This is a genomic window from Methylomonas sp. EFPC1, assembly GCF_016925515.1.
Taxonomy (GTDB): domain Bacteria; phylum Pseudomonadota; class Gammaproteobacteria; order Methylococcales; family Methylomonadaceae; genus Methylomonas; species Methylomonas defluvii.
In genome coordinates this window covers 4,200,499-4,215,165 of sequence record NZ_CP070494.1, presented here as the reverse complement: position 1 = coordinate 4,215,165, position 14,667 = coordinate 4,200,499, and the positions used below count along the sequence as shown (strand labels likewise).

Sequence of the window (14,667 nt, the reverse complement as noted above, 5' to 3'; positions counted from 1 at the left end):
GTGATTTATTAACCCAGGCCGACATACCGTTCTTCTCGAACGAGATGCAGAAACAGATAGGGCCGGGTTCATAACCATTATTACCAGGAGACCTATCATGAAAACCTTAAATACCATCCAATTGGCTATCGTCCTTACTGCCGCTCTTGTCTCGACAAGTGTTCAAGCACAGGGTGATCGCATCGCCTCCGGCGGCTTTTTAAATAGTTGGGTTGCTGAAGTGGTTTACGACAATCCCGCGCACAATCGCGGCATACATAGTTATCCCAATCCGCTTGCGCCGGTTGTGGTAGCGGAAAAAGATATGATTTATGTTGATAAAGCCCATGGTCAAGCTATTTACAGCTATCCCAGAAATACCAAATGAGCTCAACTCACGGCGGACGCCTTCGGGCGTCCGCCAGTATTGCCCAAATAGTCACTTCGCTGTAATGCTCGTGAAAGCGGGAATCCAAGATTTCCATTGAGCGAAGATAATTAAGGGCCGGGCTAAAAGAATTTTATCTTCCCGGAAACCAAGGTTTTAGGCGCGTCTAAGGGCGAGGTTGATAATCTTGAACAGGTTCAAACCAGCTGATTGGAATAAGCGCTTACAAAGCCCGTACTAATAGCACAGGCATCCACGGGCTCACCAATAACAGAAAGCCGGTAAACCAGATATCGAAGGTAGGGCGCAACGCTGGCGCTTCCAGTTGGTCGGCGGCCGGATTGCTGGGGGCGAATATTAATACCAAAGCCACAAACAGCATCAGCGGTGGCGCGAACAAAAATCCCAGCAATATTCCCCAGGCCGAAGAGCCGATGTCGCGGCAGCGTTTTATCATCGCGGATACCCCGAATAATCCGCATGCCAGGGCGATAATCAAATAGAACGGCACGGCATATTCGTCGGACGACCCGCTGGTCGTTATCTGATGCGCATACAGGGGTAGCGCCAAAGCATTCAGCAAAGCAGGCAGGCCTAAAGCGATGTATCGAGAACGGTCGTAACGCAGCATGGTTCTATCTATTCCCTAAATTTGCAGTTAACCGGATCGCCTAGGTTAGCTCAGCGGCTGGCGATTGCCAATTTTTGTGTGTTTTTTGATGATCCCCGCACTAGGATTAGGGATTGTTTTAGTGGCTTTATTGGTTACTGCTATGGCAACCACCAGTGCTGATACACTTACAGCGAACCCGGTCCAATTCATAACGGGTATGCTGCCATTCAGTCGCAATCCGCTGGGCAAAACGCGCAATGATAAAAAAAATCGATGTAGCCGACCTGAAGCCCAAGATGTTTATCCACGACATCAACTGCCCGTGGATAAACCACCCGTTCTTGCGCAACAGCTTTTTGATCGAATCCGCTCAAGACATCGAAAAAATCGCCGCCTACGGCATTTGCCAGGTCTACATAGATACCGCGCTCGGCCCGGATATGCCGGAAGCTCCATCCGTTCATGACATAAACCGGCAGCTTGACGAACATATGCAGCACTTGGGGCGCACGCTCAAGCGCGTGCCGCCGCCGGTTAGCGTCGAAAAAGAACGGGTAAAAGCCAAGCAAGTCTGCCGCGAAGCCAACCGAATCGTACACAATGTCCTCCAGGATTGTCGCTTGGGTAAGCAGGTCGAATTGGAGCAGGTAGAGCCGGTAGTTTCCAATATCATCGATTCGATTTTCCGTAACCCGGACGCCATGGTCAGCCTGCTCAGAATCAAGCAGGCTGATAAATATACTTTTCAGCATTCCGTGGCGGTCGGCACGCTGCTGATTAGTTTTTGCAGAGCTTTGGATATAGACCGCAAGCTTATCGAACAGGTCGGCCTTGGTGGTTTATTGCACGACATCGGCAAAATGCAGGTGCCGAATAACATTCTGAACAAACCTGGAAAACTGACGGAAAGCGAATTTGAGATCATGAAAAATCATGTGCACTACGGCTGTCAGTTACTGGAGAAAACGCCGGGTATTTCACCCATCACGCTCAATGTCGCAGCCGAACACCACGAATGCTACAACGGCAGTGGTTATCCACTAGGCCTGAAGGGCGATGAAATCAGCCTTTACGGGCAGATGGCTGCGGTAGTGGACGTATACGATGCACTGACATCCACGCGGGTTTATCACACCGGCATCGAACCCACCGAAGTGCTAAGAAAGTTATTGGAATGGAGCGACCATCATTTCAATCTGACGCTGGTGCATCAATTTATTCGCAGCATCGGCATTTATCCGGTCGGCACCTTAGTACGACTGGAGAGCGGTTATTTGGCCGTCGTAGTTGAGCAACATCATGAAAACCTGCTGCATCCCCGGGTGAGAGTGGTATTCAATGCCCGGACGCGCTGCTACACACCTCCCGCAGATTTTGATCTGTCCAAACCCGGTTGTAATGATCGGATTACCTCATTTGAGGTGCCCGCGAAGTGCGGGGTCGATCCTCAGCGCTATTTGTAACCACAGTGAAGTTGCCGTCTGATTTTATGACGCTGTATTGGGCCACTCACGCAGCCCAATACAGGTTTATGCTTGTTTTGGCTGGCAATCAGCTATTCAGCTTCTATGGCGATAGGCGCGCCTGATTCATCGACTGGCTGCACAAATTCAAACAACTTGGAGCCGTTATTGATCACTTCGACGTTACCTTGAAAACCACTGCGCGCAGCAACATTTTTGCAGAAGGTTCTTTTGATAAAGCCGGTCGTACATTTATTGGTGCCGTTGCTCAGATCGTCGGCTATGGTCCAGCCATCGGGACAAATAATCGTGGGAATATCGAAGGTTTTGCACACCGGTTTAGGTGTGGTGCCGCCACCCGTTGGCTGGGCATGGGCAATGGTGCAGGCGCCGAACAAAACGGTGCTTAGGAAAAATAATTTTGGCGTTTTCATGTGATACCTCTTCGATGATGATCATTGATCAAGCTCCCTGGGATTTGGGGTGGCATGAAGAATCCCTTTCGAAGAGGAGGTTAAGATGTAGGCGCGGGTTTTGATATGAACTATTCCATCCGGCCCGGCGGCATTAATTCACAGCTATAGCCTGCGCTATTGGATTTATTTGAGCACCTATTAGGCTAAGCACAATCTTGCTGCCAATCATTGATGATCTGACATATCTGGGCCAAACCATCGCTAAGTGCCGCCGGTCCTGGCTGTAAAATATCGCAAGATTTAATTTCGTAGACTCGTTGTTGTTGTACGGCCGGAATGCTGTCCCAACCGGGGCGGGCAGCCAGATGATCCGGGCGGAATTTTTTACCGCACCAGGAGCCAATGATAATGTCCGGCGCGCGCCTTACCACTTCCTTAGGATCGGCGATGATGCGCTGTTTGGCGGAGTGTTTGGTGGACAGTTCGGCAAAACAATCCTCGCCACCGGCGATGCCAATCAACTCCGATACCCAGCGAATACCGGAAATCATCGGCTCGTCCCATTCTTCAAAATACACTTTCGGACGTTTGGCAAAACTCAGGCTGTGCAGGCGGGTGGTTTCCAGTTGCTGCCGGTACTGCGCCACCAGCGTAGCGGCTTTTTCCGGGACGCCGACCATCGCGCCCAGCAAGCCTATCATCTGCAAAATACCGTTGACTGAGCGTTGATTGAACACATGCACAGCAATACCGTTACGGATTAACTCCGCCGCAATCTCAGCTTGCAAATTCGAAAAGCCCAGCACCAAATCCGGTTGGAGCGCCAGAATTTTGTCGATTTTGGCGCTGGTAAACGCCGAGACCTTGGGTTTTTCCTGGCGAGCCTGCGCCGGCCTGACCGTATAGCCGGAAATGCCGACGATCCGGGCTTGCTCGCCCAGCAAATACAAGGTCTCGGTGGTTTCGTCGGTTAAACAAACGATGCGTTCGGGGTAGTCCATTGGGGCATCCAAATTAGGTCAACAGAGGCTTTACACCAATTTCCATCAGCCATTAAAAACCGCCTAACAGCGTATAGCCGAAAGGCGGTGTCATCAGCTCAGAATGCTTTACGGCTTAGCTGGCTTTGATCAAGCTAGGATCGTAATCTTCCGGCGCTTCAAAACCCAGCAGATTCAAAATAGTCGCAGCCACATTCGACAAGCCGGCTTTCGGCAAATCGTCGCGGAGTGTGTAGCTAGGATTCTCCCCAGATACCAACACAAATGGCACCGGATTCAAGGTGTGCGAGGTTTTGGCTTTGGTGCGGCCCTCCGCATTGCGGGTGACATTGCCTTTTTTATCCAATTCGTACATTTCGTCGGCGTTGCCGTGGTCGGCAGTGATAATTGCCGTGCCGTTCATCTCCAAAATCACCGGAATCAGGCGCGCCAATTGCAGATCCAGGCCTTGCATCGCCGTCACCGCCGCCTCGAAATTGCCGGTGTGGCCGACCATGTCGCCGTTGGCATAATTGACCCGCAGGTACTTATATTGGCCGCTGCGCACGGCGTCTATCAACGTATCGGTAATCTCGGCACATTTCATCCAGGGCCGTTGTTCGAAAGGCACCACGTCGCTGGGGATTTCCACATACGTTTCCGAGGCCTCGTCGAATTTGCCGGAACGGTTGCCGTTCCAGAAATAGGTCACATGGCCGAATTTTTGAGTTTCACTGATCGCATATTGCGACACGCCGTTCTTGGCCAGATACTCGCCCAAGGTGCGGTCGATGGTGGGCGGCTCGACCAGAAAGCGCGGCGGTAGTTTAGTGTCGCCGTCGTATTGCATCATGCCGGCGTAAGTCACTTTCGGCAGCGGGCCGCGCTCGAAGGGGCTGAATTGTTCTTCGATAAAGGCGCGGGAAATTTCGATCGCCCGGTCGCCGCGGAAGTTGAAAAACACCACCGCATCGCCGTCGACGATAGTACCGAGAGGCTTGCCGTCTTTGGCAATCACGAAACCTGGTAAGTCTTGGTCGATGACGTTGGCTTCGTTGCGGAAGGTTTCAATTGCTTCGTGGGCGCTGGTAAATTGCCGGCCCAAACCCATCACGTGGATGTCCCAGCCGCGTTTGACCATCGACCAGTCCGCTTCGTAACGGTCCATCGTGATTTGCATACGGCCGCCGCCCGAGGCGATAGCCACATCAAAATCCGCACCGCGCAAGCCGTCCAGATAAGCTTCGAACGGATCGACGTAATCCAATGCAGAAGTCTCGCCGACATCGCGGCCGTCCAGCAGGATATGCAGGCGAACTTTCGCAACACCTTCTTGCTTGGCCCGTTCGATCATCGCTTTCAAATGGTCGATATGCGAATGGACATTACCGTCGGAAAACAGCCCCAGGAAATGCAAGGTGCCGCCTTGTTTGGCAGTAGCGACGACCTCGTGCCAGGCGTGGCCTTGCCAAAGGTGGCCGCTGCTGATCGATTCGGCGACCAATTTCGCGCCTTGGGCAAACACCCGACCGGCGCCGAAGGCATTGTGGCCGACTTCGCTATTGCCCATGTCTTCGTCGCTGGGCATGCCGACTGCGGTGCCGTGCGCCAGCAGTGTGGTCATCGGGTAGTTGGCCATGTAACGGTCCAGATTCGGGGTGCGCGCGGCTTTAACCGCGTCGCCGTCTTCGCGTGGCGAAATGCCTACGCCATCCAGGACGATAGTGACGACGGGGCCGGGGCAGGCAGGAAAACGGGAAGATTTTGTTAATTTCATGGTGTTATGTCAGTGAGTGGTACGTCAGAAGTTAAAAGAAACAGGTTTTGGCGATTCAGCGTTGTGTTACGAGCGCGGTCAAAATGCCGAGCATCATACCTGATCAGCGATGTCCAGCAGCAGGTCAGGATAAAAGAAGGCGTTGGCAATGGTGACGTTGACTTTCATGTCGGAAATGTAAGCGCGGCAGGGCGTGTCATTTAGTGATTTATCTGCGTGGACGCCTCGCCTTGCAAATAATCTTTCACGCTTAATGTTAATTTCTCTGCCAGAGCCATCTTGGATTTACCTTGGATATACAAAACGATTCTAACGGTTGCTGATGCAATGTGGAACCCTTGTGCTAAGTATTTCGTCCGAACTACGGATTGAAAAAACGTCTGTGCATTTTGGGTTTGACACAAATCTACTTTGTCGCACCAGCCAGCGTAAAATTCAAACCATCACGCTATTTACCTGGATTGCATACATCAAAAAGGTGTCGTCATGACCATTGTCAAACCGCAAAATCCGCTTGAACCCTTGCTGGAAAATTGCCGGTATTTTGAATATACCCAAGCCGCTGACCCAATTGGCTCCGGCGCTATCACTAAATTGCCGTTCGCCAATTTCGGCAGCGAGTTGCATCGAACCGGCGGTACCCGGATTATCCCGCTGGATGTCAGCGAGCAATTACGTTGTCCCGGTCCGGCTACCAGTCCGGCCTTGTGCGCGAATTTCGTCAGAATTCTGGCCGGCGAGTCGCTGGCGACCGATTTCAACGCCACCTCGCTGTTGTTTTATGTGATGTACGGCAGCGGCCGCACCGAATTCGATGACCTGACCATCCCCTGGCAAACCGGCGATTTTGTGGTGCTGCCGGTGGGCAAGGATATTCGACATTTTGCCGACAGCGATTCGGCCTTTTACCTGGTGCACGACCAGCCGCTGTTGACTTATTTGGGGGTGACAGCCGATAGGCCATGCTTTAAGCCGACGCTCTATACCGCTGAAGATTCGCTGCGCGAGTTGGCCGCGGCGCAAAAAGCGGCGGAGATGGTGAATCGCAACCGCATCAGTGTGTTGCTGGCCAACAAAGCCATGGACCAAACCTTGACCGTCACCCACACACTGTGGGCGATGCTGGGCGTGTTGCCCAAGGGTGCGGTGCAATTGCCGCATCGCCACCAATCGGTGGCCTTGGATTTGATTCTGGATTGTGCGCCGGGTTGTTATACCTTAGTCGGGCCTCAGATTTCGGCAACCGGTCGGATCGTCAATCCCACCCGCGTCGATTGGCAACCCTATTCCGCTTTCATCACTCCGCCCGGCTATTGGCATGCGCATTACAACGATTCCGGCGAAGAGGCGCATTTGCTTCCGTTGCAGGATGCCGGATTACAGACTTATTTACGGAGTTTGGATATTAAATTTGTATTGCCGGATGGGAGTGTTTCGGGGTGAGTTTACAGGCTACAAGGTTCGCGAGCGATGCTGCGCATGTTGTTTACCTACCGGTAATCGCATGCTTCAATTTGGTGGGACACCAGATAATAATATTGTGTCTTTCGGGTTTGTTTCAATTTACTCTCTTGTCAAGAAATGGCTTTCTGCTTGAATATCTGGCTAAACTGCTGCTCTGCATTCTTCAATAAAGTTTCTTTCAGGATAGATAGTCTCCTACAAATATGAATATTATGTTCTCCGGGAGTATGCTTGGTCGACTCAAATTTTCCACCAGTTACAACGTCAAAAATAATATAAAAATCTGGTTGTAATGCAATATTTTTATTGAATTCAAAAAGCTCTTCTATGAGCCTATCACAAGAGTTGATGGACTCGTGTATTCGCATCGACTCTTTTGAGAGAGTTGCGCTAGAATCTAAATAATAATTTCTAGATGCGTCAAGAAGATTATCAAGAGATTTGCTAAGTTGATCAAATTTTGCTCTAATCTCCTTCCTAGTTTCTCTTTGATTAGAGAATCTATTATTGATCACTAAGCCAGCAAGTGCAATAATCCAGCCGATTGCGGCAATGTCGCATGCTGTCATATTATTTTTCTTTTTGTAGTTGGGCGTCTTCTAAGTATTCCCATACTCGATTTTTATATACAGTCCTTTTGCTGACAATTTCTAGTTTTCGTTTAATTTCATCAAGGCTCATTCCCTTTTCTCTAATAAGTCCGCCGAACGCTTCCTCTAAAAAAGAAGAGCCTAGTCCCAATGTTTCATTAAGATTGACCTCAACGTGCTCATTGTTCAATAATGCTGGATATAAAAACTCTTCGCGAAACCTTTCCCCTGAGAAGTTTCCATCAGAGCAATAGCGGCCAGCTGGAGTTTCCGAATAGTCTTTTGCAATGTATAGAACTTTATTAGTCATTGTTTGGCTCCAATGATATTTCCCAAATAATAATTGTTCCATTGATATTTGTTTTAAAATCCTTTGTAGTCTCTAATTTCATGGATGCACTGTAATCAAAAGCCCCTTTCTTACTAAAGATCCGTAATCCTCCTACGGTACCACTTTTTACCAGTTCAAGCATATCTTTCAAGCCCTTCCCTCGATGAGGTAATCGAGTTTTAGTTCGCGTACTTTGAACAGCCACCTCAATGAGAGCAGTATCACGACGCCGTCTAGCAAAGTGCATTGGAGATGCTAAATATTCTTTAAGTTCAGGCTTTTGTCTAAGTGAACCAGGTATTCCTATGCCCTGATCACATATTGCAACAGTCAGTTTTAAATCTTTATGTTGTGCAAACATACGCCATTCTTTCACTTGCCCTTCCTTATAGGCATGATGAATTATGTTGGTTACAGCTTCAGACATGCTGTCAAATAGTCCTGATCTTGTCTCTTCAGATAAAAAAGTCGATTGAAGTAGATCTTTAAACTTAGAAACATCGTCTGTAGATTTTCCTAATACATAATGCCAAAAACGAACACTGTCTTCGTCAATATTTTTTCTAGGTGGCTTTCCAAGTTTGTTAAGTAATCCAATATGTTGAAATAATTGCTCAACAATATTGTCGTCTGGATATGTGCAGCTAATTTTTCCCGGGTATTCTCTTACTAAACATTCAATTCTTGTCGTCGCCCACAATGTTCCGCAAGTAATAAGCTTTCTGGTTTTTTTGAAAGAAATTACAACTTCATGTCCGGTTTTTAAATGGCTAATAACCTTGTTTAAAAATTCGATCAAAAGTTTTCGGCTTTCTTCTGTTGTAAGGCAAAATTCTTTTGGGGCAAAAATCTCTCTGGTATTGGAGGATTCTTTCCTCTTTCTGTTTTTTAGCTTTTTTCTTATCGCCTTGGATTTGGCTAAGTTTGAGAGTTTTATTTCTCGCTTTAAACGTTTAGCCTGAATAGCACGCAAATATAGTTTTTTCTTTGTAGCTATTTTTTCCATTAAACTGGCCTTCCTGGTAATTTATTTTTTTATATTTTCTAATGGCCAATAATATAAAAAATAAATTATATAATGGTACTGGTTAGTTTTGGCAACAGTGGAGTAGCCCTAATCTTCATATGAACACACAATTCTTCTCGCTGCAAGTAGCTTCATTCATTCCCTTTTGGTAGTCCGCGAAACCTAGGCTAGTAATGGCGTAATTGGAGGAACTTTGGCTTCAAAATGCGCGATTACGTAAGCTAATAGCACATAATTTTCTTTCGATAGCTTGTTGCCCTCGCCGTCTTTGCTTCACACCTTAGGCTAAGCTTTCGCCCCCAACCTCGCCAACAACTTCTCCAAAAACGCCACCTTATCCTCCATATCCTTAAAGGTCTGGGTAAAGCGTAATTTGTCCGCGCCATCGAATTTATACACCTGCGACTGGCTCTGTATCATCAGGATCAACTCGCCGGTGTCGATTTGCGGGCTGGCGATAAACACGATGCGGCCGCCGGTGGCGTGAGCTTCGATTTTACGGATGCCTAGGTGCGCGGCGTGTTGTTTCAGTTCGGTGATGGCGAACAAGGCTTTGACTTGGTCCGGTAGCAATCCAAAGCGGTCGATCATTTCGATTTTTAGTTTGCGCAAATCGTCTTCGGTTTCGGCGCTGGCGATGCGTTTGTACAACACCAGGCGCGCGTGAATGTCGGGCAAGTAGTCTTCCGGGATCAGCGCGGCGACTTGCAAATCCACTTCCGGGCCGGTGTCCAGCGGCGCGTCCAATTCCGGCTGTTTGCCGGATTTCAAGGCTTTGACCGCCCGTTCCAGCAACTCGGTGTACAAGGTAAAGCCGATTTCCTGGATCTGGCCGCTTTGTTCGTCACCCAATAATTCACCGGCACCGCGGATTTCCATGTCGTGCGAGGACAGCATGAAGCCGGCGCCCAGTTCGCCGGAAGTCTCGAAGGCTTCCAGGCGCTTGATCGCGTCCTTGGTCATCAATGTTTTCGGCGGCACGATGCAGTAGGCATAGGCGCGGTGGTGCGAACGGCCGACCCGGCCGCGCAACTGGTGTAACTGCGCCAGACCGAGTTTGTCGGCGCGGTTGATGACGATGGTGTTGGCGCTGGGGATGTCGATGCCGCTTTCGATGATGGTGGTGGCGATCAACACGTTGAAGCGCTGGTGGTAAAAATCCAGCATGATCTGCTCCAGCTCGCGCTCGGCCATCTGGCCGTGGGCGATCTGGATGCGCGCTTCCGGCACCAGTTCGCCCAGTTCGCGCATCATCTTGTCCATGGTCTTGACGTCGTTGTGCAGGAAAAACACCTGGCCGCCGCGCTTGATTTCCCGTTGGCAAGCTTCCTGCACTTGCGAATCTATCCATTCGGTGACGAAAGTTTTGATGGCGTGGCGGTTCGGCGGTGGCGTGGCGATGATGGAAATATCGCGCAGGCCGGCCATGGCCATGTTCAAGGTGCGCGGAATCGGTGTCGCGGTCAGGGTTAACAAATCCAGCTCGTGGCGCAGCTTTTTGAAATGTTCTTTTTGCGTCACGCCAAAGCGGTGTTCTTCGTCGATGATCACCAGGCCCAAGGCCTTGTATTTCATTTCCTTGGACAGCAATTTGTGGGTGCCGATGACGATGTCGACCTTGCCGTCGGCCAAGTCGTCGGCGATGGCTTTTTGCTGTTTGGGGGTGACGAAGCGCGAGGTGACTTCGATGCGCACCGGCCAGTCGGCGAAGCGGTCGCGAAAGTTTTGATAATGCTGCTGGGCGAGCAGGGTGGTGGGCACCAGCACCGCGACTTGTTTGCCGCTTTGCACCGCCACAAAGGCCGCGCGCATCGCCACTTCGGTTTTGCCGAAACCGACATCGCCGCAAACCACGCGATCCATCGGCTGGGTGGCGGCCATGTCTTGCAAGATGGCGTCGATGGCGCTGAGCTGGTCCGGGGTTTCCTCGAACGGGAAGGCGGCGGCGAAGGCGTTGTAGTCGCTGTTATCGATGTTAAAGGCAAAGCCTTCGCGGGCGGCGCGTTTGGCGTGGATGTCCAGCAACTCGGCGGCCACGTCGCGGGCGCGCTCCATGGCTTTTTTCTTGGCCTTGCTCCATTGGTCGGTGCCTAAACGATGCAGCGGCGCATTTTCGGCGCTGACCCCGCTGTAACGGCCAATCATGTGCAAGGAAGCCACCGGCACATAAATCCTGTCGTTATTGGCGTATTCCAACATCAAAAATTCGGCGTCGATACCGCCGACGTTGAGAATCTGCAAGCCCAAGTACCGGCCGACGCCGTGCTCCTGATGCACCACCGGCGAGCCTATCGTCAGCTCATCAAGGTTGTTGAAAATGTTTTCCAGCGCCCGCGCCGCCGATTTTTGCCGGCGCCGGCGTTGTTGGACTTTTTCGCCGCTGAGCTGGCTTTCGGTGATGATGGCCAGCTTGTTGTCTTCCAGCCAAAGCCCGTGGTCCATCGGCGCGACAACGATGCACGGCGAGTGATCGGTTTGTAAAAACTCTGGCCAGCTTTGGACCTGTTTGGCGGCGAGTTTGACACTTTTTAATTTGTCGATCAGGCCTTCGCGGTGGCCGGCGGTTTCGGCGACGAACAGGATTTTGCCATCGAAGCCTTCGATGAATTGGCGCAGGCGCTGAGCGGGTTCTTTTAAGCGACTGTCTATTGCTACGTCCGGCAGCTGTTTGCAATCGAACGTGTGGGCGGTTTCAGATTGATTGTCCAGTACGATGCGGCTGAAGCTGTCGGTGTGTTGTTGGATTTCCTCGGCCGACAGAAACAAACGAGTCGGCGGCAATAAGGGGCGATCGGTGTCGTATTTGCGTTGCTGATAGCGTTCGTCGGCTTCGCTGTAAAAGCGCTGGGCGTTTTCGGCGAAATTGGCCGGTAGCACAAACAGCGCTGTCTTGGGCAAATAGGCGAACAGCGATTCGGTGCGCTCGACGAACAGCGGCAAGTAATATTCGATGCCGGCCGGGGCGATTTGCTTGGAAACGTCGAGATAAAGATTATTCTTGGGCGAGGCGTCCGGGAATTGCTCGCGGAAGGCCTGACGGAAGCGTTTGATGGCTTCGTCGGTAAATGGAAATTCGCGGGCCGGGAATAGCTCGACTTTCTGCATTTTGTCTTGCGACATTTGCGTGTCGGGGTCGAAACTACGGATCGATTCGACGTCGTCGTCGAACAATTCGATGCGGTAGGGTTGCTTGGATCCCATCGGAAACAAATCCAAAATCGAGCCGCGCACCGCAAATTCACCGTGTTGATAGACTTGCGAGACGCATTGATAGCCGACCGCTTCCAGTTTGGCGCGGGTGACTTCCAGGCTCAAAGTGCCGCCGACTTCGATCGCAAAGCTGTGCGCCAAAATATGCTCGCGTGGGGCCAGACGATGCATCAGCGTCGCCACCGACAAAATCAGCGCGCCGCGCTTGGTGTCTGGTAGCAAGGCCAGAGTGCGCAAGCGTTCGGAGATAATCTCCGGTAATGGCGAGAATACGTCGTAAGGCAGGGTTTCCCAATCCGGAAAATGCAGAATCGGCAGGCTGTTGTCCAAAAAGAACGCCAGCTCGTGTTCCAGGCGCAGCGCAGTTTGAGTGTCTGGGGTGACGATGACTAGCAGGCGCTTTTCCTGAGCAATCGTTTGCGCCAGCGTCAGCGAGTCGCCGCAGCCGCTCAGACCACTCCAGTATATTGTGGTGCCTTGTTGTGGCAATGCAGTTGCGGGGATTGTTGGTAAGGACATGGCGTTAAGTCAGATTTTTGAAGCGCGCAATTATAACCAGTAAGGTCACACTTGGACTAAGCATCCGCGCTTTGTCAGTGGCCGGCCTTGGGGTGCTTTTGCCGCAATTTCGCGGCCTAAAACCTATGCTCAGCTGTTTGGGATTTAAATGCTTAGATTCTTTTGCTGTAATTCGATTTCCTGCATGTAGCGTTGGAGGTTGTTTTCGAACACCTGCGGGATGTGGGTGAATTTGCAGCCTATGCGATGTTGATAGGTTGTGGCGCTGGCTCGAACATTGTTCACGCTTTTAATGACAAAACCCACGTGGGCCCTGCTGCCATCGTGCAAATACAAGGCGCATTCGTCTATGACGGTATCCGGCGTTAAAAGGTCGGCAATTTTTGTGTCGGGATTTAAAAACGAAAATCCGGAAATACTGATGTCTGCCACGCTGAACACTTTGGCTTGCGTATCGACTTCGCCCGCTTCATTTTTTGTGGCAAGGTTGAGTTCGCAGGTGCTGTTTTTATGAGAAAGAGGCACTTTAACGCGATAATACTGGCGGCGTTGCATCCAAAAAATGGCGTCCGGGATAGGCATCGCAAACACCGGGTGACCGTCGCTTTGCGACTTTTTGATTGCTTTGCCGCGGAATGAAACTTTAATCCCTTCGTATTCGGTGCGGAACAGCACTTTGGCTGAGCCTAGCAGCTGCTTATTCAGTAATTCCGTAGGCGCAACATCCAGTGTAATCAGATTGGCTTTTTGATCGAGATCGATAATGGTGGTCAAAAATGATTGGTTATGTTCGCCAAAATGCGCGGAGATAATGCATTTCTTTTTGACTAGATCGCTCAAGTGACCAAAAATCAGCCTCGCGCTTCTAACAAGATAGTCGGATTCTTTTTCCATTAAATTACTAAATATTGCGGATAGGTAAGAGCACTGCTGTAAAATACCGCAGATTATAGTGCATAGGAAAGGAGTTTTGATGGGTTGGTTGCTATTGTTCGCCGCGGGTTGCTCGGAAATCGTGTTTGCGATAAGTCTTAAATACAATGACGGGTTTACTAAGTTGTGGCCAAGCGTAGTGACCGGCGTGTCGGGGGCGGGCAGTTTTTACCTGTTAATGCTGGCGATCAGAACCTTGCCCCTGGGCACGGCCTATGCGGTTTGGACCGGCATGGGGGCGGTAGGTGTCGCGATAATCGGGATTTTTCTGTTTAAGGAATCGGCGGACTGGTTCCGCTTAGCGTCCATCCTGTTAATCATCGTCGGCATCGTCGGTTTGAAGCTGACGCATGTGGAATAATGCTGCATTTGTTATCGCAATTGCCGTTGCAAGCGGCGCTTATCGAGCGCATTGGCAGCGGTGACGATGTTGTCTTGATGGATGGTGCGGTGTGTGCCGCGTGGATCGGGCATAGCGGTAATGCGTTGTTGCGGCAATTGTTGAGTCGGTCGTGTCGGGTTTATGCCTTGCAAGAGATGTTATCGGTTCACGGCGTCCAGCCGCAATTTTTGTTGTCAGGCTTGGAAGCAGTTGATTATGCGGGCTTGGTCGAACTGACCGTGCGGAATCCGGTAATTCATTCGTGGAATTGATGGTCGGCGGTGTTGCGTTGCCAACCAGCGACGATGGCTTTTTGCGCGATGCCGGGCAATGGAATCGAGCGGTGGCCGACGAGTTGGCGCGGCTAGAAGGTATCGCGATTAGCGATGCGCATTGGGAAATCCTGCTGTACATTCGCGACTACTATCAAAAATTCCAGCATTTGCCCAATGCACGGATGTTTGTAGCGGCTATCCGCAAACAATTTGGCGAAGACAAGGGCAATAGCCGCTATCTGCAAAAACTCTTTCCGCAAGGGCCGCTGAAATACGCCTGTAAAATCGCCGGCTTGCCCAAGCCGCCCACCTGTTTATAA

At 50.7% G+C, this 14,667-nt stretch carries 15 protein-coding genes; 6 read left to right on the top strand and 9 right to left on the bottom strand.

Annotation, left to right across the window (positions count from 1 at the left end; genetic code table 11):
• The first annotated feature begins 97 nt into the window (after nucleotides 1–97).
• Nucleotides 98–367, top strand: a complete 270-nt coding sequence (locus JWZ98_RS19380) for a hypothetical protein (RefSeq protein WP_033157813.1) — start codon at nucleotides 98–100, stop codon at nucleotides 365–367.
• 223 nt (nucleotides 368–590) lie between these two features.
• On the opposite strand, the gene JWZ98_RS19375 is transcribed toward JWZ98_RS19380, so the two are convergent.
• Entirely contained in the window at nucleotides 591–998 is a 408-nt protein-coding gene (locus JWZ98_RS19375) for a DUF805 domain-containing protein (RefSeq protein ID WP_205451408.1), read from the bottom strand.
• 239 nt (nucleotides 999–1,237) lie between these two features.
• On the opposite strand from JWZ98_RS19375, the gene JWZ98_RS19365 reads away from it, so the two are divergent.
• Entirely contained in the window at nucleotides 1,238–2,443 is a 1,206-nt protein-coding gene (locus JWZ98_RS19365) for an HD-GYP domain-containing protein (RefSeq protein ID WP_205451407.1), read from the top strand.
• Between the two features lie 92 nt (nucleotides 2,444–2,535).
• On the opposite strand, the gene JWZ98_RS19360 is transcribed toward JWZ98_RS19365, so the two are convergent.
• From JWZ98_RS19360 to gpmI, 3 genes are all read right to left on the bottom strand, one after another.
• Entirely contained in the window at nucleotides 2,536–2,877 is a 342-nt protein-coding gene (locus JWZ98_RS19360) for a hypothetical protein (RefSeq protein ID WP_205451406.1), read from the bottom strand.
• A 185-nt stretch (nucleotides 2,878–3,062) separates the two neighbouring features.
• Nucleotides 3,063–3,860 carry a cobalamin-binding protein gene (locus tag JWZ98_RS19355; protein ID WP_205451405.1) on the bottom strand — a complete coding sequence of 266 codons (798 nt, stop codon included), beginning with the start codon at nucleotides 3,858–3,860 and terminating at the stop codon, nucleotides 3,063–3,065.
• A 115-nt stretch (nucleotides 3,861–3,975) separates the two neighbouring features.
• On the bottom strand, nucleotides 3,976–5,616 hold the full coding sequence (gene gpmI, locus JWZ98_RS19350; protein WP_205451404.1) for a 2,3-bisphosphoglycerate-independent phosphoglycerate mutase: 1,641 nt from the start codon (nucleotides 5,614–5,616) through the stop codon (nucleotides 3,976–3,978).
• Between the two features lie 486 nt (nucleotides 5,617–6,102).
• Here gpmI and JWZ98_RS19345 point away from each other — a divergent pair, with 486 nt between their 5' ends.
• The gene (locus tag JWZ98_RS19345) at nucleotides 6,103–7,059 is read left to right on the top strand and encodes a cupin (protein ID WP_205451403.1); all 957 of its coding nucleotides are present in this window, start codon (nucleotides 6,103–6,105) and stop codon (nucleotides 7,057–7,059) included.
• Nucleotides 7,060–7,190: 131 nt separating this feature from the next.
• Here the strand turns inward: JWZ98_RS19345 and JWZ98_RS19340 are convergent, their stop codons facing one another.
• From JWZ98_RS19340 to JWZ98_RS19320, 5 genes are all read right to left on the bottom strand, one after another.
• Nucleotides 7,191–7,649, bottom strand: coding sequence for a hypothetical protein (locus JWZ98_RS19340; RefSeq protein WP_205451402.1), 459 nt, complete (start codon nucleotides 7,647–7,649; stop codon nucleotides 7,191–7,193).
• A 1-nt stretch (nucleotide 7,650) separates the two neighbouring features.
• The gene (locus JWZ98_RS19335; RefSeq protein ID WP_205451401.1) at nucleotides 7,651–7,980 is read right to left on the bottom strand and encodes an STAS-like domain-containing protein; all 330 of its coding nucleotides are present in this window, start codon (nucleotides 7,978–7,980) and stop codon (nucleotides 7,651–7,653) included.
• The gene (locus JWZ98_RS19330; RefSeq protein WP_205451400.1) at nucleotides 7,973–9,007 is read right to left on the bottom strand and encodes an ATP-binding protein; all 1,035 of its coding nucleotides are present in this window, start codon (nucleotides 9,005–9,007) and stop codon (nucleotides 7,973–7,975) included. The genes JWZ98_RS19335 and JWZ98_RS19330 overlap by 8 nt, the downstream gene beginning before the upstream one ends.
• Nucleotides 9,008–9,313: 306 nt before the next feature.
• Complete coding sequence (gene mfd / locus JWZ98_RS19325; protein ID WP_205451399.1) at nucleotides 9,314–12,757, bottom strand: transcription-repair coupling factor; 3,444 nt, start codon at nucleotides 12,755–12,757, stop codon at nucleotides 9,314–9,316.
• Between the two features lie 144 nt (nucleotides 12,758–12,901).
• Entirely contained in the window at nucleotides 12,902–13,651 is a 750-nt protein-coding gene (locus JWZ98_RS19320) for a flagellar brake protein (RefSeq protein ID WP_171697498.1), read from the bottom strand.
• 79 nt (nucleotides 13,652–13,730) lie between these two features.
• Here JWZ98_RS19320 and JWZ98_RS19315 point away from each other — a divergent pair, with 79 nt between their 5' ends.
• The 3 genes from JWZ98_RS19315 to JWZ98_RS19305 are packed head-to-tail and all read left to right on the top strand — an operon-like array spanning nucleotide 13,731 to nucleotide 14,667.
• Nucleotides 13,731–14,051 carry a multidrug efflux SMR transporter gene (locus JWZ98_RS19315; RefSeq protein ID WP_020483456.1) on the top strand — a complete coding sequence of 107 codons (321 nt, stop codon included), beginning with the start codon at nucleotides 13,731–13,733 and terminating at the stop codon, nucleotides 14,049–14,051.
• Nucleotides 14,051–14,344, top strand: a complete 294-nt coding sequence (locus tag JWZ98_RS19310; RefSeq protein WP_205451398.1) for a DsrH/TusB family sulfur metabolism protein — start codon at nucleotides 14,051–14,053, stop codon at nucleotides 14,342–14,344. Before JWZ98_RS19315 ends, JWZ98_RS19310 begins: the two co-directional genes overlap by 1 nt.
• Nucleotides 14,335–14,667, top strand: coding sequence for a TusE/DsrC/DsvC family sulfur relay protein (locus JWZ98_RS19305; protein WP_201799005.1), 333 nt, complete (start codon nucleotides 14,335–14,337; stop codon nucleotides 14,665–14,667). The genes JWZ98_RS19310 and JWZ98_RS19305 overlap by 10 nt, the downstream gene beginning before the upstream one ends.